The organism is Brachybacterium sp. AOP25-B2-12 (assembly GCF_052378625.1).
In the GTDB taxonomy this organism is placed as follows: domain Bacteria; phylum Actinomycetota; class Actinomycetes; order Actinomycetales; family Dermabacteraceae; genus Brachybacterium.
On the sequence record NZ_JBQSXW010000011.1, the window covers coordinates 16872 to 35676 of the forward strand.

Below are 18805 nucleotides of genomic sequence, written 5' to 3' on the forward strand. Positions count from 1 at the left end.
CATGTCACCGGCGCCCCTGCACGTCGCGGCGATCTCGCTGCACACCTCGCCCCTGGCCCGTCCCGGGAGCGCCGATGCCGGAGGGATGAACGTCGTCGTCCTCGAGGAGGCTCGTGCTCTGGCCCGCCTCGGGCACAGCGTCGACCTCTTCACCCGCCGCACCGGCACCGCCGAGCCCGCCGTGGAGGATGTCTCCGCAGGGATTCGGCTGATCCGCCTCGACGCCGGCCCGCCGCGCCCCCTGGCCAAGAGCGACATGGAGCAGGCCGTGGCGCCCTTCGAGGTCGCCCTCCGTGCGCACCTGGCTGCCCACGACGACCACTACGACGTGGTGCACGCCCACCACTGGTTCAGCGGCGTCGCGGCCCTGCCGGTCGCCCGCGAGCACGGCATCCCGATTGTCCAGTCCTTCCATTCCGTCGCGGCACCGAGTGATGCCTCGTCCCTCCGTGCGGGCGAGCCCGCCGAGTCCGGGGGCCGGATCGCCGGGGAGCGCCTCACCGCTCAGGAGGCCGACCTCGTCGTCGCCGTCTCCGAGGCCGAGGCCCGCACCGTGCGCGAGCGGTACGAGGTCCCCGCCTCCCGGGTGGCCGTGGTGCGTCCCGGCGTCGACACGACGGTGTTCCACCCGGCGGAGCGCCCAGATCTCGACGGTCCGCCCACCCTGCTGTTCGCCGCACGCCTGCAGCCGCTGAAGGCACCGGACCTCGCGATCGAGGTGCTCGCGCGCCTCGATGCCACGCGGGGGGCACGGCTCGTGCTCGCCGGGGCCGCGTCGGAGGACTTCGCCGCGTACACCGACGAGCTCCACGACCTGGCCCGCGCGCTCGGGGTCCAGGACCGCGTCGACGTCCACGGCCCCGCCTCCCGCGAGGAGCTCTCGGAGCTCATGCGCCGGGCCACGGTGCTGCTGCTGCCCAGCTGGTCGGAGACGTTCGGCCTGGTGGCCCTCGAGGCACAGGCCAGCGGCACCCCCGTCATCGCCTGGCGCAGCGCCGGCGGCGTCGCCGAGGCGGTCGGCGACGGCGGGATCGTCCTGGACAGCCGCGACGCCGACGTCTGGGCGCACGCGACCGAGACAATCCTCAGCGACGCCGCGGAGCACGGACGCCGGTCCCGCCTCGCGCGCGAGTTCGCCACCCACCGCACCTGGGATGCCAGCGCCGAGCACCTCGCGGAGGTGTACCGCGAGGTCGTCGCCGGGCGGGGAGCTGCCCCTCGGGCCGTCCTCGCAGGCGGCACGTCCGCGGACGATCCGTGGAGCCTGCTCGACGGAGCCCGCACCGTCCTGACGGTCCAGGCGCATCCCGACGACGAGACCCTCTCGACCGGTCCGATCCTGGCCCACCTGACCCTCGGCGGAGCCCGCGTGGTGCTCGTGACCGCGACGCGCGGCGAAGAGGGCGAGACGATCCCCGGATCGCGGCCCGACGGGGACGAACGCCCCTTCGAGGCGGTGCGCTCGGCCGAGCTGGACGCCGCCTCCTCCGCCCTCGGGATCTCCGAGCGGCACACCCTGGGCACACCGCCCGCCCTCGCTCCCGGCGCTCCCGAACGCCGCTACCGGGACTCCGGGATGCGCTGGGTGACGCCCGAGCTCGCGGGGCCCGCCGAGGACACCGGCCCCGACGCCTTCACCCGGCGTCCCGTCGAGGACGCCGTCGCGGACCTCGTGGCGCTGATCGACCACGTCCGCCCCGACGTGCTCGTCTCCTACGACGACGACGGGACCTACGGGCATCCCGACCACGTGCTCGTGCACACGATCACGAGCGCGGCCGCGGACCGCACCTCGGTGCCGTTCGTCGAGGTCGCGAGCTATCTGGACGACGACACGCCCGACCCGTCGTTCTCCTGGCGCGACACCCCCGAGGCGATGGAGGCGGTCGCCGCCGCGCTCGAGGCCCACCGCACGCAGCTCGACGTGCTCGGCCGCGAGGAGCCCGGTGCCGGGCACCCCGGCGGCGTCCGGCTGCGGCTCAGCGGCGGGCAGGAGCACCTGCTGCCCCTGCGCACGGGGATCCGGCTGCGCGAGGCGTGAGCCAGGGGCCCCGGCCGTTCAGAAGGCGGGGACCTCGATGTCCAGCAGCGTGGGCAGGTGATCCGAGGCGGCCGAGAAGCGGTCGGCCGGCACATGCTCCGTCTCGGTGACGCGTCGCGCGTCGAGCACCCGCACGCCCGGGGTCGCGTAGAGGGCGTCGATCCGACGCGTGGGACCGGAGGCGGGGAACGTCCACTGGGCCGGCTCCGCCGGGTCCCGGGAGACCTCCGCCAGCAGGGACCGGGCCGGTCCCGTCGCGACCTCGTTGAGGTCTCCGCCGATCACCACCGGGGCTCCCGCGCCCTCGATGAGCTCGACCACGTGCCGCGCGTGCGTGAGGCGGTTGTCCTCCTGGAGGGCGAAGTGGATGCAGGAGACCAGGAGCTCCTGGCCGTCGCCCACCGAGAGCCGCACCGCGGCGACGCCCCGCGGGTAGGTGGACTTGCCGTCGGTGATGACCTGGCGGACCTTGTGCATGCCCCGCCGGATCACCTGCCGAGCCACCTCGTCGGTGCCCAGGATCGCGAGGCCGCGCCCGAAGCGGCCTCCCACCAGGATCCGCCGGTCGATGCGTCGCGCGAACCAGTCCAGGCGGGTCTGCGGCAGCACGAGGCGCGGCGCCTCCTGGACCAGGAACACATCGGGGTCGAGGTCGCGGACGGCCTCGACGAGGGCGCTGAGGTCCCCGCGCAGCTCGCAGATGTTCCAGCTCAGGATGCGCAGGCGGCGCACGGGGCCGCGGTCGAGGTCGCTCATGGCGACCAGTATGGGGCTCAGCCCGCGAGCGCGCCGCCGGTGGCGTCCGGGCAGATCCCGGCGGCACCGCCGTCGGCGACCCGCTCGGCGAGCAGCATGATCTCGTCGACCTCGTACCCGGGCCAGCCGAACAGGCTGCGTCGCCACTCGGGCTGCACGGCCTTGGGACCCAGCGCCGCGCCGATGAGCGCCCCGGCGATGCACGCGACCGTGTCGGTGTCGTAGCCCGCACGGACCGCGCCGTCCAGCGCCGCCGTCATCGACTCGCGCTGGGCGAACCTGCCCTCGGGGATCGGGCCGACCTGGGCGATCGCGGACCAGGCCGCCTGGAAGGCGTGGACGACCCAGCCGTTGCGCGGGAAGGCCGCAGGCGGTGCGGACTCCGCCTCGAGGATCCGGTCCTCCCAGATCGGGACCCTCTCGGCGCGGATCCGGGACATGCCGGCACGCACGTCGATCTCGCCGGTGAGGATCGCCCGGCGCACCGCGAAGGTCCACAGCAGGCACGCCTCCTCGACGTCGTCGCCGCAGTGGGTGAGACGGCAGACCTCGAGGACCGCCTCGTGGAGATCGTCGTCGGCCCGCAGGAGGTAGGGCAGCGCCACGACGTGGGTGCGCATGAGCGAGCCGTTGCCGGCGTTGCTGGTGGTCGCGGCGTGGGCCGCGACGGCGGCCTCGCGGTAGTCCTCTGCCAGCGGCGCGGTGCGTCCGCGGGCCTGGGCGGCCTCGATCGCGCGGCGCACCACGTGCGAGGTGAGCTGGCCGATATCGGGGGTTCCCAGCGACCAGGAGAACCAGTCGCGGGCCACGTGGTCCAGTGTCGAGGCCAGGCGCAGGTCCCGGGGCAGCGGGGCGGCCGCGGCGGCCTCGAGGAGCACGATCGCCATGGCGGTGTCGTCGGTCCACTCGCCGACGTCCCAGCCCAGGATCCCGCCGCCGACCATGCCGACGTCGTCGGACTCCGGGATCGGTGCCTGGAACTCGTACGGGGCGCCCAGGGCGTCCCCGGTCGCGGCGGCGACCACGCAGCCCACGGCGCGGGTGCGCTGGGCAGGCGTGAGGCCCTCGGCCCCACCGTGGTCCGTCGGCGTCGTCACCGCGACATCGTCCCACATCAGAACGGATCGGCACCAACGACGCGACCCGGGCGAGACGTTGCTCGCGCTCGGGGCGGCACAGGGACGCGCAGGGCCCCTCCCGGTAGTCTGGCCACGCACAGAAGGAGTTGTATGTCGACCACCTCGACCCCCCGTCCGGACGGCGCGCACGGGACCCCTGCGCCCGCGCCCTCCGACGACGCCGTGACCGACGCCTGCGGCGACCCCCACGACCACAGCGATCACGACCATCCGCCCACCGGCGCGGAGATCGTGACCGGCCTGATCCGGGGCTTCTCGGTCCTGACCCTCGTGGTCCCCGCGCTGGGTCTGGCCATGCTCATCGCGTGCCTCGCCGCGACCCCCTCGACGCCGCTGGTGCTGTTCGTGGGCACCGTGCTCGGCGGCCTGCAGCTCGCCGTGCTCGTGGCCACCAGCGTGTTCGTCTCCCGCTCGCACGCCCGTCTCGCACTGCATCCCGGGCTGCTGACCGCCCGCTCGGTGCTCGAGGAGGTGCTGCGCGTCGCGGCGGTGCTGCTGGCGCTCGTGCTGTGGCCCGCCGAGGCCCGCGGTCCCATGGGGCTGTGGGTCGGCGCGGGCTGCGCGCTCGTGTGGGTGGTGCTGACCACGGTGCAGCTGGCCTCCGCTCGGCAGCGCATCGCCTCCCCGTCGTCCTGGTCCCAGGAGATGGTCGCGACCCTGCTGCTCGAGCGGGTGTCCGTGCGCCGCTCGATGGTGATCCGCGCCGCCGACGTGGTGGGGCTGATGCTCTTCCAGCTCGGCGCGACCGTCCTGGTCGCGGCGTCGCCCGTGATGGTCGTCGCGACGATCGTGCTGTCGGTGGCCACCGGGTTCTCGACCCTGGCCCTGCAGCGCCGCGCCCCGTCGGCACGGACCGGATCGCCCTGGGCCTTCGCCCCGCTGGGGATCGGCCTGCTCACCGCGGCGCTGGCCCTCCTCGCCTCCCTGTCCGCCTGACCCGCGGCGCGGCGCACGACCCCGCAGCACCGCACCTGCACGAGCACCGGAACCGCCCGACCGACCCCGCAGTCCAGCACCGAGGAGAACCCGTGAGCGCCACCGAACCGACCACCCGACCCGACTCCGCCGGAACCCTCGCCGCGGGCCTCGACCGCAGCGCCGTGGACCCGTCCGTGCGTCTCCAGGACGACCTCTTCGGACACGTCAACGGCCTCTGGCTGCGCGACCACGTGATCCCGGGCGACCGGTCGAGCGACGGGGAGTTCCGCCGCCTGCGGGACCTCTCGGAGTCCCAGGTGCGCGAGATCATCGAGGACGCCGCGGCCGACGACGCCGCCGAGGGCGCGACCGCACGGATCGGCGCGCTCTACCGCCAGTTCATGGACGAGGAGGCGATCGAGGCGCGCGGCACCGCACCGCTGGAGCCGCTGCTGGCCGCGATCGGGGACACGCCCGATCTCGCCGCGCTGACGCGTCTGACCGCCTCTCCCGACGCCGGCACCTCGCTGATCCACGCCTACGTGTGGACCGACGACCGGGATTCCACGCGCTACCAGGTCAAGCTGCACCAGGGCGGCCTGGGGCTGCCCGACGAGTCCTACTACCGCGACGAGCGCTACGCCGAGGTCCGCGAGGCCTACGTCCACCACCTCGCACAGCTGGCCCGGCTCGCCGGCCTCGAGGGCCGCCCGGGTCTCCTCGAGGGCGACGCCGACGAGATGGCCCGTGCGGTCCTGGAGCTCGAGACCGCGATCGCGCATGCGCACGTGGACGTCGTCCGGGTGCGGGACTCCGAGAAGTCCGACAACCCCATGGACCGCGCGGCGCTGGCCGCGACCTCCCCCGGCTTCGACTGGGACTCCTACGTCGAGGGGACCGGCGCGGACGCCGTCGCCTTCGACGTGGTCAACGTGGGCCAGCCCGAGTTCCTGTCCGCGGCCGCCCCCGTGTGGGCCGGCACGCCGCTTCCTGTGCTGCGCACGTGGCTGGCGCTGCACACCGTCTCGGCCTACGCCCCGTACCTGCCCGCGGATCTCGTCGCCGAGGAGTTCGACTTCTCCGGGCGGGTGCTGTCCGGGGCCGAGGAGCTGCGTGAGCGCTGGAAGCGGGGCGTCGCCTTCGTCGAGGGCGCCGTCGGGTTCGACGTGGGACGCCAGTACGTCGACCGGCACTTCCCGCCCACCCACAAGGAGCGCATGGACGCCCTGGTCACCGCCCTGCTGGACGCCTACCGCGCGTCCATCCAGGACCTCGACTGGATGACCCCCGAGACCCGTGAGCGCGCCCTCGACAAGCTCGAGCGCTTCACCCCCAAGGTGGGCTACCCCGAGCGGTGGCGCAGCTACGAGGGACTCACGGTGGACCCCGAGGACCTCGTGGCCACCGTCCGTGCGAGCCGCCGCTTCGACGCCGCCTACGAGTACGCCAAGGTCGCCGGGCCCGTGGATCCCTACGAGTGGCACATGACCCCGCAGACCGTCAACGCCTACTACAACCCGGGCGCCAACGAGATCGTGTTTCCCGCGGCGATCCTGCAGGCCCCGTTCTTCGACGCCGACGCCGAGGACGCCGTGAACTTCGGCGGGATCGGCGCCGTGATCGGCCACGAGATCGGACACGGCTTCGACGACCAGGGCTCGAAGTACGACGGCGAGGGCAACCTCCGTTCGTGGTGGACCGAGGCCGACCGCGAGGAGTTCGAGCGGCGCACCGCCGCCCTGATCGCCCAGTTCTCCGAGCTCAGCCCCCGCGAGCTGGACGACTCGCACACGGTCTCCGGCGCGCTGACGATCGGGGAGAACATCGGCGACCTCGGTGGGCTGTCGATCGCCGTCAAGGCCTACCTGCGCACCGCCGGGGACTCCGCGGCCGTCGAGCTCGACGGCCTGACCGGTCTGCAGCGGCTGTTCTGGTCCTGGGCCACCGTGTGGCGCGGGAAGAACCGTCCCCAGGAGTCCGTGCGACGTCTGGCCACGGACCCCCACTCCCCCGCGGAGTTCCGGTGCAACGTGCCCGTGGGCCACATCGACGCGTTCTACGACGCCTTCGGCGTGATCGAGGGCGATGCGCTGTACCTCGCCCCCGCCGACCGCGTGCGGATCTGGTGACCGCGTGAACGACGACGCCGGGTCCGGCGCCGACTCCGCCGTCTACCGGGGCACCACGACCCCGGGCGTGGTGGGCTGGACGCGCGTGGGGATCGTGGTCGGCGCGGCCCTCGTCCTGGCGGTGGTGCCCCTGCTGGGCGGGATGACCAGCGGGCCGGCGCTCGCGGTGTTCGCCCTCGTCGCGCTCCTGTCGATCGCGGCATGGACCTGGATGGGGCTGCGCACGACGTTCGTCGTCGACACCGACGGGGTCACGGTGCGCCTGGGCGGGTTCTGGCGCCAGCGCACCTGGCCGCTCCCCGACTTCCGCGGCGTGCAGCTGCGCACGATCCCCGCGGAGCGGCTCGGCGCGACCGTGGGCGGGGTGGGACGCCGCGCGGGCCTGCTCCTGCCGCCGATGCCCGGGGACGTGACCGCTCTGCCGGGTCGCCGCATCCTCACACCCGGGGACCAGCGCCGCCGCTCCAGGATGGTGGTCTCCCGAGCCGGGACGATGGTCGAGATCGTGGGGCGCGGTGCGGAGAACTACCTGCTGTCGGCGGACGACCCCCGGGCGACCGCCGAGGCGCTGGACGCCCTGATCCATCGGGGGCGTCGCCGCCCGTAGCCCCGTGCACGGGGTAGGATCTGCTCGTCATCCACTGACAGGGGAGCACCACGAGGTGCTGAGAGTGCGTGAACGGCGCAGACCCTCGAACCTGATCCGGTCAATACCGGCGTAGGGAGTCGGGATTTCTCTCGTGGCACGCTCGCGCCGGGCTCCGGTGCGCGTGTGCGACGGCCCTTCCCCCGATGGAAGGAGCTCATGATGACCACCACCTCGACGGAGCGCACCGCGCCCCCGTCCTCCCGCGGCGCGGGTCTGGCCTCGCGCCCCCTGCTGAAGTACCGCACGATCGACCTGGTCGTGACGGTCGCGATCGGCGTGGCCTTCGGCGTGGCGTTCCTGGGCTACGGCCAGCTCTACACCCTCCTGGACCCGTTGTTCGCGGCGTTCCGACCGCTGGTCGGTCTGCTGACCGGATTCTGGTTCCTGCCCGCGATCGTCGCCGCGCTCGTGGTGCGCCGCCCCGGCGCGGCCCTGCTCGCCGAGCTCATCGCGGCGTGCCTGGAGGCGCTGCTGGGCGGTCACTGGGGGTTCGGCACCCTCGTCTCCGGATTCCTGCAGGGCGGTGGCGTCGAGCTCGCCTTCCTGCTGACCGCCTACCGGCGCTTCACGCTGCCCGTGGCGATGCTGGGCGGTGTCCTCGCGGCCGCCTTCGAATGGGTCTACGAGCGCTTCGCCTACTACCCGGAGTTCTCGACCTTCTTCGGCCTCATGCTGCTGGTGTTCTTCCTCGTCTCGGGCATCGTGCTGGCCGGGGTGGTCGGCTGGGCGCTGACGCGGGCGCTCGCCCGCACCGGCGCGCTCGACGCGTTCCCGGCCGGGACCGAACGCGCCGAGGAGCGACTGGTCTGAGCGCGCCGACCACGGAGGCGGAGCACCGGGCACCCGACGCCGCCGAGCACCCCGTCGAGCTCGCGCTGGACGGGGTCTCGTGGCGCCCCGCCACCCGGCGTCTGCCCACGATCGACGACCTCACCCTGCACATCGCCCCCGGCGAGCGGGTGCTCCTCGCGGGTGCCAGCGGCAGCGGCAAGTCGACGGTGCTCACGGCGCTGGCAGGGCTCCTGGACCCCACGGGCGGGGACCTCACCGGCACGGTGACCGCGCCGTCCCGCCCCGGTGAGCGCGGTCTGCTGCTGCAGAACCCCGTGCACGCGCTGGTCGGGGAGACGGTGGGCCGCGACACCGCCTTCGGCCCCGAGAACATCGGTGCCGACCACGCAGGGATCCAGCACCGCGTCACCCGGGCACTGCGGGCGGCCTCGGTCGACGTCGGGGCCCGGGACCGGTGCCTGGACGCCTCGGGCGGCCAGCAGCAGCGGATCGCGCTCGCGGGGGCGCTGGCCCTGGCACCCGGCGCGCTGCTCCTGGACGAGCCGACGAGCATGCTCGACGCCGAGGCGGCCGCCCGCGTCCGCACCGCGGTGCTCGAGGCCGTGCACGGCCGCACCCTGGTGGTGGCCGAGCATCGCGTCGGGCCCTGGTTGCCGCACGTCGATCGACTCGTGGTGCTCGGCCCTCAGGCGCACGTCGTGGCCGACGGGCCGCCCGCAGAGCTCCTCGCCTCGCAGCGGCACCTCCTGCTCGAGGCGGGTCTGCGACTGCCGCCGGCCGAGGGCGGCGACGGCACAGCGGTCGAGAGCGCAGATGACGCGGGCACGACCGGCGCGTCGGCGACGCCGGGCGGGGTCGCCACGGCGGACACGGTGGGCGGACCGGACATGGTGGGCGGGCCGGAAGCGATCGGCGGACCGGACACAGTGGGCGGGCTGGACCGGCCGGTCGGGGCTGCCGGGCCGGACGGTGCGGTCAGGAGCGACGAGGTCCTGAGCCTCCGTGGCCTCTCGGTGGCCGTGCGCGGCTCTCGCGGTCCGCGCCGGGCACCCCGGCCCGCTCTCCTGACCGACCTGGACCTGGGCGTCTGCCCCGGCGAGCTCGTGGCCGTCACCGGTCCCAGCGGCAGCGGGAAGACGTCCCTGCTGCGGGTCGTGCTCGGGGTCGATGGGGCGCGCGGCGGCACGATCACCGGTCCGGGCGCGGGGCGGATCGCCTGGGTGCCCCAGGATCCGGAGCACTCGTTCGTGGCCCCGACCGTGCTGGCCGAGGCCACCGCCTCCCCGCGGGCCACCGACCCCGACCACGCCCGTGCGCTCCTGTCTGCGGCAGGCCTCGAGCATCTCGAGCGGGCGAGCCCCTATGCGCTGTCCGGGGGCGAGCAGAGACGCCTCGCCGTCGTGGCCGCGCTCGCGGAGCGTCCGGCCCTGCTCGTGCTGGACGAGCCCACGGTCGGGCTGGACGCCCACCGCTTCGACGCGCTCCTGGGGCTGCTGGCGACGGCCCGGAAGGACGGCTGCGCGGTGCTCGCGGCGAGCCACGACCCCGAGCTCGTGGCCCGTGCCGACCACGTCCTCGATCTCACCCGCCACCGGTCCGAGGCCGCGGCGGGCAGGTCCGAGGCTCCCGGGACCGGCGCGGACCCGACGTCGGTCGACACGACCATCGGGCGCGCCCGCCTGGCCCACCGCGCCCCGGCGGTCCTCCTGAACCCGCTGACCGCGTGCCTGATCGGCGCCTTCGCCGCCATCGGCTCCTTCGCGGTCGACACCTGGCAGATCGGCCTCGTGGCGATCCTGCCGACGCTGCTGCTCGCGCCGCTGGCGACCCGCACCGTCCGCGGCACGCTGCTGCGCTCCTCCCCCGTCCTCCTGAGCGCGGCCGGGCTGCTGTGGTCGACGGCCCTGCTCTCTGCGGCGCCGTCCCTGTCCCCCGAGGCCTGGCTGCTGGGCGTCAAGGAGGCCCTGCGGATCCTGGCCTTCGTGCTGCCCGGTGTGCTCGTGCTGGGCTGCATGGACCCCACGGCGCTGGGAGACGCGCTGGGCGGACGGCTGCGCCTGCCCGGTCGCGTCGTCGCGGCCTCGGTCGGCGGGCTCGTGCGGGTGGGGCACATCGGCCGGCAGTGGGACGTCATCATGACCGCCCGTCGCCTGCGCGGTCTCGGTGCGACCCGCTCCTGGCGGCATCCCGTGCGGACGCTCACGAGCACCGTCACGGTCCTGTTCTCGGCGACCTTCGCGCTGCTGGTCGACGTGCTGCGCGCCGCCTCCTGGCAGGCGCTCGCGATGGACGCCCGTGGCTTCGCCGGCGTCGAGCACCGGACCTGGGCGCTGCCCAGCACGTTCGGTCGGGCCGATGTCATCGGCGTGCTCGTCGCGGTGGTGCTGCTGGCGCTGCCGTGGGCCGCCCGTTGGGCGACCGGAGGCTGAGGCCGCAGCGCGAGGATCCCAGCCCGTCATACGACCTGCTCTCCGTGAGGGAGCGGCGGCGATCGATGCGACCCAGGTCCCGCGACCGCTCTCGGACCCGACGCCGGGAGTCCCCGCGCGCTACCGAGCGCCCTCCGAGCGACGTCGGACCCAGGTGGCGAGGAACACGACCAGTGCGACGACGGCCGCGGAGCCGAACAGGGCTGTGGAGATGTCCAGCACCTCGTCGTGCCGGAGCCACCGCACGATCGAGGAGCCGACGGCCAGGATGCCGAAGGTGATCGTCAGGTCTCGGGCACGCTTCCATGCGGGTCGTCTCGTCATCCGCCCACCGTGCCATATGCGGGGGGCCGGCGCGCGGCACGCGCCGGGACGCGATGTCCGGGCCGGTGCAAGGACGCCTACGCTGGTGGCCATGACCTCCTCCGATGCTTCCTCCGCCCCCGACGCCGACGCGGTCGCGCTGGCCCAGGCGCTCTTCGACGCCTGCCGTGCGGGCGACGCCTCCGGCGTGCTCCCCTACCTCGACGCCGGCGCCCCGGCCTCGATGCAGGACGCCTCCGGGAACTCCCTGCTCATGCTCGCGGCGTACCACGGGCACGCCGAGCTCACCGCCGCGCTGGCGCAGCGCGGCGCCGATGTCGACGCCGTGAACGACCGTGGGCAGACCCCTCTGGCAGGCGCCGTCTTCAAGGGCGACGAGGCCGTGGTGCGGGCGCTCGTGGAGGCCGGGGCGGACCCCGATCTGGGCACGCCGAGCGCGCGGGAGTCCGCCGCCTACTTCGGGCGTTCCGAGCTGGCCGCTCTGCTGCCCTCGGCCTGAGTCGTCCTGCCGCGGGCACGAGCCCGCGCGCGCCCCGCGAGCGCGACCGTCCTGTCAGGCGTCCGCCGGGCGGACCATCGCAACGTGCTCGATCCCGGCCTCGAGGAAGAGGTCTCCGTGGGCGACGAAGCCCATCGAGGCGTACCACCGCTCGAGGTAGGCCTGCGCGTCGATCCGCACCTCGCGCTCGGGGGCGACGGCACGGCAGTGCTCGAGCGCGGCCTGCATGACCACGCGGCCCAGACCGTCACGCCGGCGTGATGCCGCGACGACGACCCGGCCGATCCGCATGGCCTCGGGATCGGTGAGCACACGGGCGTGGGCCACGGCGATCCTCGCACCGTCCGGGACGGCGGGATCGGGCACCGAGACCCACATGAGGGTCGTGCCCTCCTCGAGCTCACGCCCGTCGAGGTCGGCGTCGGTCGCGCCCTGTTCGAGGCAGAACACCGTCTCGCGCAGCCGCAGGATCCCGTAGAGCGTCGCGGGATCGAGCTCTCGCAGCCGCGCGCGATGCACGCGGGCACCTGCGGGCGCGGGGAGGTCGACGACGGACGGGGTGGCGAGGGGGCGCGGTGCGGTCACCGGGACACGGTAGCCCTCGCCGGCGGGTCGCCCCTCCCCGTGTCCAGGCGATCGACGAGCTCGACCATCGCGCGATGCCAGTGCGCGGCCATCTCCGGGCCGCCGTGGCCCTCCTCCTCGACGATCACGAGCTCGCTCGTGGGCCAGGCGCGATGCAGCTCCCAGGGGGTGATCGCGGGCCCGGAGACGTCACGGCGTCCGTGGACGAGCACCGCCGGCACGTGGGAGATCCGCTCCATCCCCGCGAGGATCCCGCCCTGGCGGGCGAAGCCGTCGTGCGCCCAGTAGTGCGTGACCAGGCGCGCGAAGCCCAGGGCATGACGCGCCTGCTCCGCGGAGGGCTCGGGGGACGCATGCGGCTGTCCCGGGGCCGGGGTGCCGATCCCGATGTGGGCGTCCTCCCATGTCATCCACGCCTGCGCGGCGGCGGCCCCGAGGTCCGGATCGCCACTGGTCAGCATCCGCCGGTACGCCTCGACGATCCGCACGCGGTGCGGTCCCCGGTCCGTGCGATCGAACGCGCCGTGCTCCTCGGCGAAGGCGGCGAAGGCGTCCCATGCCTCGGGGTACAAGATGCCGACGCCCTCGGTGATCCAGTCGACCTCGCGCCGCGATGTCGCGGTGACCGCCATCAGGACGATCGCGAGGACCCGGTCGGGATGCGCCTGCGCGTACGCCAGGGCCAGCGTCGACCCCCACGAGACGCCCTGGAGCACCCAGGCCTCGATCCCCAGGTGCTCGCGGAGCTCCTCGAGGTCCTCGACCAGGCGGGGCGTGGTGTTCCGCGCGAGGTCGTACCCGGGGTCTGTCACGGCCGGCGTGCTGGCGCCCGTGCCCCGCTGGGCCAGGCCCACGAGGCGGTACCGGTCCCCCGGCACGTTGCGGCGGTACCCGGGGGTCAGGCGCCCGCCGGGCCCGCCGTGCAGGTACACGGCCGGGATTCCGTCCTCGGTCCCGGAGATCTCGTGGGCCAGGTACGTGCCGTCCGAGAGGGTCAGCACGTCCTCGGACAGCAGCGGGGCAAGCGGGCGGAGAGCGGATTCGGCAGAGGTCGGTGCGGTCATGCGCCGGCTCTCGGGACGAGGTGCGAGAGGTCCGGGGACGAGGGGGTCGACATGGCTGCCAGCGTACGGCCGACCCGCGCCGAGCAGCCGCCTGCACGACCTCCTAGCAGAGAACGGTTATCGTTTGGGCGATGTCCCGCACCGTTCCGATCCCCCGCACACCGGCTCGGGCCGCACCGGCCCACCACGCGCCGCGACGCGTCGATCCTCCGGTGCGCGCGTGAGTGCGCGTCCCCGGGTCCCCGTGATCGCCCTGACCGGACCTCTCGGTGCCGGCAAGACGACGGTGCTGAACACCGTCCTGCGCACGCCCGGTGCGCGCCTCGGGGTGGTGATCAACGACTTCGGATCCCTCGACGTCGACTCGGTGCTGGTCACCGGCCAGATCGACGAGGCGAGCGCCATCACCGGCGGCTGCCTGTGCTGCCTCCCCGACCACGACGGCCTCGACACCGCCCTGGAGCGCCTGGCGCGCCCGGAGCTGCGCCTGGACGCGATCGTGGTCGAGGCCAGCGGCGTGGCCGAACCGCGCGCCGTGGCCCGGCTGATCCGCTTCACGGGGGCGCGTGGCACCCGTCCGGGCGGCGTCGTCGACCTCGTCGACGCCAGCGCACCGCCGGACCTGGGACCGGCCGGCAGCCCGGTCTCCCCCACCGCCACGGCGCGCTTCGACGCCGCGTCCCTCGTCCTTCTCACGCGCACCGAGCACCTGCCGGATGCGGAGCGTCGACGTGTCCTCACGGAGCTCACCGCCGCGCTCCACGCGCATCGACCGGACCTCCCCGTGATCGAGGCGCCGCGGGGTGCGGTCGATCCGCGGCTCGTGCTCGATGTCGCGAGCGCGCAGGACGATCCCGGGACCCTGCCGCTGGCCGAGCTCCTGCGCGCGGAGCACCCGCTGCCCGCGCACGTCCACGCCGATGCCGTCTCGGAGACGGCCGCGGGCGCGGTCGACGCCGGGGCCGTGCTCGATCTCCTGGAGTCCCCGCCCGCGGGGGTGCATCGCTTGAAGGGCCTGATCGGGATCGACACCGGGAGATCGGTGCGCCGGTACGCCGTCCATCTGGTGGGGCGCCACGTGCACGTCGACGCCGCGCCGCCGGGCGGCACGGACGGGCTCGTCGCAATCGGCGTGCACATCGACCACGAAGCCGTCCGCGCGGCACTCCGGCGGGCCCTCGCCCCGGCGTGTCGTTCGGCACCGGACGATCTGCGGCGCCTGTTCCGCTACCGCCGGCTCAGCGGCTGAACGACGGGTCTCGGACGCCAGGAGCGGGCGCCCGGATCCCTCCGTGCGCCCGCTCCCGGGGTGCGATGCTCGGCGCCGAGTGCTCGACGTCCGTCGCTCAGGGCCTCGTCGGCCCGGTCGGCTCAGTGCTCGTCGTAGTGCTCGCCGTGGGCGGCGTGCTTGTGACCGTCGTGGACGTAGTCGACGTGGTCGCCGTGCTGGACGGACTCGTGGCCGCAGTCCTGGCCGTGGGTGTGCTCGGCCACGGTGTGCTCGGCGACGGACTCGTGCTCGTCGTAGTGGTCGCCGTGCAGCGCGTGGTGGTGCGTGCCGTGCACGTAGTCGACGTGGTCGCCGTGCTGGACGGCCTCGTGGCCACAGCTCTCGCCGTGCTGGTGCCCGGAGACGGAGTGCTCGGCGTGGATGTCGGTGGTGCTCATGATCAGGCCTTTCGTGAGGTGCTCTCGGGTGTCGATGCGGAAGGGCCCGCTGCGCCGGCGGGCTCGAGGACATGGGCGACGGCGTCGGCGATCACATGGGCCACGTGTTCGTCGGCCACCTGGTAGGTGACCTCCTTGCCGTGACGCTCGGCGATCACGAGGCCCGCGTCCCGCAGCGTCCGCAGATGCTGGGAGACGAGGGGCTGGGACAGATCCGCTCTCGAGGCGAGCTCGCCGACCGTCGTCGGCGCGTGCTCGAGAAGGCGCATGAGTCGGAGCCTCGACGGGTTGCCGAGGACCTTGAACAGCTGCGCCGCAGGGGCCAGTCCGTCGTCCACGTCCATGACCCCATCCGACCATACATATAGACATATTGCAATACTTCTACTTGATGAGCATGGTTCTCACGGGCGCGGCACCCGCCGACGATCGCGGCGACACGCCTCCTCGCCATCTGCCGTGCGCTACGATCTTCAAAGTTCGTCGTACCGAACTTGCTCCTTCGCATCTTCGAAAGGCTGCTCGATGCCCCGGCCCCGCGTGCTCCTCCCCCTCCTCGCCTCGGCCCTCACCTCGGTGCTCGTGCTCGCCGGGTGCGGTGGCGTCTCCCCCGGCACCTCGAAGGACAGACCCGTGGTCCTGACCACCTTCACCGTGCTGCAGGACATGGCCCAGAACGTGGCCGGCGACCACCTCACGGTCCGCTCGATCACCAAGCCCGGCGCGGAGATCCACGGCTACGAGCCCACGCCCGGGGACGTCGCCAAGGCCTCGGAGGCCGATCTGATCCTGGACAACGGACTGAACCTCGAGCTGTGGTTCTCGCAGTTCGTGGAGTCCGCCGACGTGCCCCACGTGGTCGTCTCCGAGGGGATCGAGCCGATGGACATCACCGGCGACGCCTACGCCGGCAAGCCCAACCCTCACGCGTGGATGAGCCCGACCAATGCGCAGGTGTACGTCGACAACATGGTCACGGCCTTCAGCGACCTCGACCCCGACCATGCCGCGGACTACGCGGCCCGCGGCGCCGCGTACAAGGCACAGCTGCAAGGGGTCCAGGACGACCTCGTCTCCGAGCTGTCGGCACTTCCCGAGAACCAGCGTGCGCTCGTGACCTGCGAGGGCGCCTTCTCCTACCTCGCGCGGGACGCGGGCCTGACCGAGCACTACATCTGGCCCGTCAACGCGGAGCAGCAGGCCACCCCGCAGCAGATCTCCGCCGTGATCGACACCGTCCGCGCCGAGGGCATCCCGGCCGTGTTCTGCGAGTCGACCGTCTCGGACGCGCCGATGCAGCAGGTCGTCGGGGCCACCGGTGCCCGCTTCGGCGGGACCCTGTACGTCGACTCGCTCTCCGCCTCCGATGGCCCCGTCCCCACCTACCTCGACCTGCTGCGCCACGACGCCGACACGATCGTCGCCGGGCTCACGGGAGGGGCCGCATGACCGCGGCCGTCGCCGTGCACGACCTCGCGGTGCGATACGGCGAGGTCGTGGCCCTGGACCACGCGAGCCTCGAGGTGCCCGCCGGTCGCGTCACCGGACTCATCGGCATGAACGGATCCGGCAAGTCGACCCTGTTCAAGGCGATCATGGGCATGGTGCGTCCCGCCGCGGGCCGCGTCACCATCGAGGGCGGGGATCCGGCGGCGGCGCGCCGTCGCGGTCGGATCGGCTACGTGCCGCAGAGCGAGGACATCGACTGGGACTTCCCGGTGTCCGTGCGAGAGGTCGTGATGATGGGGCGCTACGGCCTCCTGGGGCCCACCCGCCGAGCGCGCGGCGCCGACCGCACGGCGGTGGACGACGCGCTCGCACGCGTCGAGCTCACCGATCTCGCGGACCGGCAGATCGGCCGCCTCTCGGGCGGTCAGCGCAAACGTGCCTTCGTGGCCCGCGGGCTGGCGCAGGAGGCCGGGATCCTGCTCCTGGACGAGCCCTTCGCGGGGGTGGACACCCGCAGCGAGGGGACGATCGTCGCGCTGCTGCGCGAGCTCGCCGCCGAGGGCTGCACGGTCCTCGTCTCCACGCATGACCTGCACGCCCTGCCCCGGCTGGCCGACGAAGCCGTGCTCCTGCTCCACCGGGTGCTGTTCCACGGCCCCGTCGAGCAGGCGCTGGCCCCGGAGAACCTCGCCCGCACCTTCGGCCTGGACCCGATCGCCCGGGAGGCCGGAGCATGAGCGTCCTCGGACTCGTCCTCGAACCCCTCCAGTACGAGTTCATGGTCCGTGCGCTCGCGGCGACCGGCGCGGCGGCGATCGTCTGCGCGCTCCTGTCGTGCTGGCTGGTGCTGATCGGCTGGTCGCTCATGGGCGACGCCGTGTCCCACGCGGTGCTGCCCGGAGTGGTCCTCGCCTACGTGCTCGGGGTGCCGTTCGCGATCGGGGCCCTCGTCTTCGGGCTCCTGGCCGTCGCGCTCATCGGTGCGGTGCGCGGGACGGGCAGGATCAAGGAGGACGCCGCGATCGGCATCGTGTTCACGACCCTCTTCGCCCTCGGACTCGTGCTGATCTCCATCACCCCCAGCCAGACGGACCTGAACCACATCGTGTTCGGCAACATCCTCGGGGTGTCCTCAGCGGACCTCGCGCAGATCGGGATCCTCTCGGGGTGCGTGCTCGCGGTGGTCCTCCTCACGCGACGGGACCTGATGCTCTACGCCTTCGATGCGACCCACGCCCGAGCCATCGGCCTGTCCCCGCGACGCCTCGGGGCCCTGCTGCTGGGCCTGCTTGCCATGACCTGCGTCGTGGCGCTGCAGGTGGTGGGCGTGATCCTCGTCGTCGCCATGCTCATCATCCCCGGGGCGACCGCCCATCTGCTCACCGATCGGTTCTCCCGGATGCTGGTGATCGCCCCGGCGATCTCGCTGGCCTGCTCGATGGTCGGGATCCTCGCGAGCTACTGGGTCGACGCGTCCTCCGGCGGCCTGGTTGTCCTGGTCCAGGGCGGCGTGTTCACCCTCGTGTACCTGTTCGCACCGCGTCACGGCGTGGCGCGCAGGGTGCTCGGGGCGCGACGACGGGGAGCGGGCACCTCCGTCGGCGGCGCCGCGGCCTAGCGGCCGGCCGCCTGGGCGGTGGACACCCAGATCGCGTCGGTGGCCGCCCTCCCCAGCGGGATCGCGCCCTCGGCACCGGGCACCGAGATCTCGAGCGCCTCGGAGTAGGGCGAGGCCGGGAGCACGCCGAGGACGGTGCCCACACCGATCCCGTGCCGGGTCAGATGCGCGAGCAGGCCGGGATCGGCGTCGGAGATCCTCTCGACCCGCACCGATCCACCGGGTGGCGCCGCGGTGAGGAGGCCCGCGTCGGGACGTTCGACCTCACCGTCCGCGGTGGGGATCGGGTCTCCGTGCGGGTCGCGCGAGGGGTGGCCCAGGTGCTCGTCGATGCGCTCGACCAGAAAGTCCGAGACCGCGTGCTCGAGGTGCTCGGCCTCGTCGTGGACCTGGTCCCAACGGTAGCCGAGCACGTCCACGAGGAAGGTCTCGAGGAGGCGGTGCCTGCGCACCATCGCGACCGCGTGCGTGAGACCCGCCGTGCTGAGGGTGATCGCGCCGTACGGCGCGTGCTCGACGAGGCCCTGCTCCGCGAGCTTGCGGACGGCGTCCGAGACGGTGGACTGTCGCACGCCCACCTTGGCGGCGAGCGCCGAGGTGATCACCGGGTCCTCGGACCACTCCCGAAGGCTCCAGATCGCCTTGAGGTAGTTCTGGCTGCTCACCGAGAGCTCCGAGACCGACATGACGGCACCGTAGCAAGGACGCGCCCGGCCCCGGGGGCGAGGACCGGACGGCCGGTCGC

At 73.6% G+C, this 18805-nt stretch carries 19 protein-coding genes and 1 riboswitch; of the genes, 11 read left to right on the top strand and 8 right to left on the bottom strand.

Annotated features, from left to right (window positions below; translation table 11 throughout):
* The first annotated feature begins 1 nt into the window (after position 1).
* Entirely contained in the window at positions 2 to 2041 is a 2040-nt protein-coding gene (locus ACT3TZ_RS09450; RefSeq protein WP_444583158.1) for a glycosyltransferase, read from the top strand.
* Positions 2042 to 2059: 18 nt separating this feature from the next.
* Here ACT3TZ_RS09450 and ACT3TZ_RS09455 read toward each other — a convergent pair whose 3' ends face one another.
* Together ACT3TZ_RS09455 and ACT3TZ_RS09460 are read right to left on the bottom strand one after the other, a co-directional pair.
* Positions 2060 to 2797 (bottom strand): endonuclease/exonuclease/phosphatase family protein, encoded by a 738-nt coding sequence (locus ACT3TZ_RS09455; protein WP_444583159.1) that lies wholly within the window; start codon positions 2795 to 2797, stop codon positions 2060 to 2062.
* 17 nt (positions 2798 to 2814) lie between these two features.
* Positions 2815 to 3894, bottom strand: coding sequence for an ADP-ribosylglycohydrolase family protein (locus tag ACT3TZ_RS09460; RefSeq protein ID WP_444583160.1), 1080 nt, complete (start codon positions 3892 to 3894; stop codon positions 2815 to 2817).
* Positions 3895 to 4026: 132 nt separating this feature from the next.
* Here ACT3TZ_RS09460 and ACT3TZ_RS09465 point away from each other — a divergent pair, with 132 nt between their 5' ends.
* The 5 genes from ACT3TZ_RS09465 (at position 4027) to ACT3TZ_RS09485 (ending at position 10853) form a co-directional block, all read left to right on the top strand.
* Positions 4027 to 4872 (top strand): hypothetical protein, encoded by an 846-nt coding sequence (locus tag ACT3TZ_RS09465; RefSeq protein WP_444583161.1) that lies wholly within the window; start codon positions 4027 to 4029, stop codon positions 4870 to 4872.
* Between the two features lie 92 nt (positions 4873 to 4964).
* Positions 4965 to 6983 (top strand): M13 family metallopeptidase, encoded by a 2019-nt coding sequence (locus ACT3TZ_RS09470; RefSeq protein ID WP_444583162.1) that lies wholly within the window; start codon positions 4965 to 4967, stop codon positions 6981 to 6983.
* A 4-nt stretch (positions 6984 to 6987) separates the two neighbouring features.
* Entirely contained in the window at positions 6988 to 7590 is a 603-nt protein-coding gene (locus tag ACT3TZ_RS09475; RefSeq protein ID WP_444583163.1) for a hypothetical protein, read from the top strand.
* A 29-nt stretch (positions 7591 to 7619) separates the two neighbouring features.
* Positions 7620 to 7725: riboswitch (TPP riboswitch) on the top strand.
* 63 nt (positions 7726 to 7788) lie between these two features.
* The gene (locus ACT3TZ_RS09480) at positions 7789 to 8442 is read left to right on the top strand and encodes an ECF transporter S component (protein ID WP_444583164.1); all 654 of its coding nucleotides are present in this window, start codon (positions 7789 to 7791) and stop codon (positions 8440 to 8442) included.
* Between the two features lie 110 nt (positions 8443 to 8552).
* Positions 8553 to 10853: an ATP-binding cassette domain-containing protein gene (locus ACT3TZ_RS09485; RefSeq protein WP_444583251.1), complete on the top strand. Its 2301-nt coding sequence runs from the start codon at positions 8553 to 8555 to the stop codon at positions 10851 to 10853.
* A 120-nt stretch (positions 10854 to 10973) separates the two neighbouring features.
* Here ACT3TZ_RS09485 and ACT3TZ_RS09490 read toward each other — a convergent pair whose 3' ends face one another.
* Positions 10974 to 11177 (bottom strand): hypothetical protein, encoded by a 204-nt coding sequence (locus tag ACT3TZ_RS09490; RefSeq protein WP_444583165.1) that lies wholly within the window; start codon positions 11175 to 11177, stop codon positions 10974 to 10976.
* 91 nt (positions 11178 to 11268) lie between these two features.
* Between ACT3TZ_RS09490 and ACT3TZ_RS09495 the strand changes: the two genes are divergently transcribed.
* On the top strand, positions 11269 to 11676 hold the full coding sequence (locus ACT3TZ_RS09495) for an ankyrin repeat domain-containing protein (protein WP_444583166.1): 408 nt from the start codon (positions 11269 to 11271) through the stop codon (positions 11674 to 11676).
* Positions 11677 to 11730: 54 nt separating this feature from the next.
* Here ACT3TZ_RS09495 and ACT3TZ_RS09500 read toward each other — a convergent pair whose 3' ends face one another.
* A complete protein-coding gene (locus ACT3TZ_RS09500) occupies positions 11731 to 12261 on the bottom strand; it encodes a GNAT family N-acetyltransferase (RefSeq protein ID WP_444583167.1) in 531 nt (176 codons plus the stop codon).
* The gene (locus ACT3TZ_RS09505) at positions 12258 to 13325 is read right to left on the bottom strand and encodes an alpha/beta fold hydrolase (RefSeq protein ID WP_444583168.1); all 1068 of its coding nucleotides are present in this window, start codon (positions 13323 to 13325) and stop codon (positions 12258 to 12260) included. The genes ACT3TZ_RS09500 and ACT3TZ_RS09505 overlap by 4 nt, the downstream gene beginning before the upstream one ends.
* A gap of 220 nt (positions 13326 to 13545) precedes the next feature.
* Between ACT3TZ_RS09505 and ACT3TZ_RS09510 the strand changes: the two genes are divergently transcribed.
* Positions 13546 to 14574 (top strand): CobW family GTP-binding protein, encoded by a 1029-nt coding sequence (locus ACT3TZ_RS09510; RefSeq protein ID WP_444583169.1) that lies wholly within the window; start codon positions 13546 to 13548, stop codon positions 14572 to 14574.
* Between the two features lie 122 nt (positions 14575 to 14696).
* Here the strand turns inward: ACT3TZ_RS09510 and ACT3TZ_RS09515 are convergent, their stop codons facing one another.
* Positions 14697 to 14993, bottom strand: a complete 297-nt coding sequence (locus ACT3TZ_RS09515) for a hypothetical protein (protein ID WP_444583170.1) — start codon at positions 14991 to 14993, stop codon at positions 14697 to 14699.
* Positions 14994 to 14995: 2 nt separating this feature from the next.
* Complete coding sequence (locus ACT3TZ_RS09520) at positions 14996 to 15337, bottom strand: ArsR/SmtB family transcription factor (RefSeq protein WP_444583171.1); 342 nt, start codon at positions 15335 to 15337, stop codon at positions 14996 to 14998.
* 181 nt (positions 15338 to 15518) lie between these two features.
* Between ACT3TZ_RS09520 and ACT3TZ_RS09525 the strand changes: the two genes are divergently transcribed.
* The 3 genes from ACT3TZ_RS09525 to ACT3TZ_RS09535 are packed head-to-tail and all read left to right on the top strand — an operon-like array spanning position 15519 to position 18060.
* Positions 15519 to 16442: a metal ABC transporter substrate-binding protein gene (locus ACT3TZ_RS09525; RefSeq protein ID WP_444583172.1), complete on the top strand. Its 924-nt coding sequence runs from the start codon at positions 15519 to 15521 to the stop codon at positions 16440 to 16442.
* A complete protein-coding gene (locus ACT3TZ_RS09530) occupies positions 16439 to 17179 on the top strand; it encodes a metal ABC transporter ATP-binding protein (protein WP_444583173.1) in 741 nt (246 codons plus the stop codon). Before ACT3TZ_RS09525 ends, ACT3TZ_RS09530 begins: the two co-directional genes overlap by 4 nt.
* The gene (locus tag ACT3TZ_RS09535; protein WP_444583174.1) at positions 17176 to 18060 is read left to right on the top strand and encodes a metal ABC transporter permease; all 885 of its coding nucleotides are present in this window, start codon (positions 17176 to 17178) and stop codon (positions 18058 to 18060) included. The genes ACT3TZ_RS09530 and ACT3TZ_RS09535 overlap by 4 nt, the downstream gene beginning before the upstream one ends.
* On the opposite strand, the gene ACT3TZ_RS09540 is transcribed toward ACT3TZ_RS09535, so the two are convergent.
* Positions 18057 to 18746, bottom strand: a complete 690-nt coding sequence (locus tag ACT3TZ_RS09540) for a metal-dependent transcriptional regulator (RefSeq protein ID WP_444583175.1) — start codon at positions 18744 to 18746, stop codon at positions 18057 to 18059. The two genes, ACT3TZ_RS09535 and ACT3TZ_RS09540, sit on opposite strands and share 4 nt — an antisense overlap.
* Between the last annotated feature and the right edge of the window lie 59 nt (positions 18747 to 18805).

Bases quoted from the DNA above. Each gene is read 5' to 3' on its own strand.
- ACT3TZ_RS09465 (WP_444583161.1), top strand. From the start codon at position 4,027: ATGTCGACCACCTCGACCCCCCGTCCGGACGGCGCGCACGGGACCCCT.
- ACT3TZ_RS09495 (WP_444583166.1), top strand. From the start codon at position 11,269: ATGACCTCCTCCGATGCTTCCTCCGCCCCCGACGCCGACGCGGTCGCG.
- ACT3TZ_RS09515 (WP_444583170.1), bottom strand. From the start codon at position 14,993: ATGAGCACCACCGACATCCACGCCGAGCACTCCGTCTCCGGGCACCAG.
- ACT3TZ_RS09455 (WP_444583159.1), bottom strand. From the start codon at position 2,797: ATGAGCGACCTCGACCGCGGCCCCGTGCGCCGCCTGCGCATCCTGAGC.
- ACT3TZ_RS09540 (WP_444583175.1), bottom strand. From the start codon at position 18,746: ATGTCGGTCTCGGAGCTCTCGGTGAGCAGCCAGAACTACCTCAAGGCG.
- ACT3TZ_RS09490 (WP_444583165.1), bottom strand. From the start codon at position 11,177: ATGACGAGACGACCCGCATGGAAGCGTGCCCGAGACCTGACGATCACC.
- ACT3TZ_RS09530 (WP_444583173.1), top strand. From the start codon at position 16,439: ATGACCGCGGCCGTCGCCGTGCACGACCTCGCGGTGCGATACGGCGAG.
- ACT3TZ_RS09535 (WP_444583174.1), top strand. From the start codon at position 17,176: ATGAGCGTCCTCGGACTCGTCCTCGAACCCCTCCAGTACGAGTTCATG.
- ACT3TZ_RS09480 (WP_444583164.1), top strand. From the start codon at position 7,789: ATGATGACCACCACCTCGACGGAGCGCACCGCGCCCCCGTCCTCCCGC.
- ACT3TZ_RS09525 (WP_444583172.1), top strand. From the start codon at position 15,519: ATGCCCCGGCCCCGCGTGCTCCTCCCCCTCCTCGCCTCGGCCCTCACC.
- ACT3TZ_RS09505 (WP_444583168.1), bottom strand. From the start codon at position 13,325: ATGACCGCACCGACCTCTGCCGAATCCGCTCTCCGCCCGCTTGCCCCG.
- ACT3TZ_RS09520 (WP_444583171.1), bottom strand. From the start codon at position 15,337: ATGGACGTGGACGACGGACTGGCCCCTGCGGCGCAGCTGTTCAAGGTC.
- ACT3TZ_RS09450 (WP_444583158.1), top strand. From the start codon at position 2: ATGTCACCGGCGCCCCTGCACGTCGCGGCGATCTCGCTGCACACCTCG.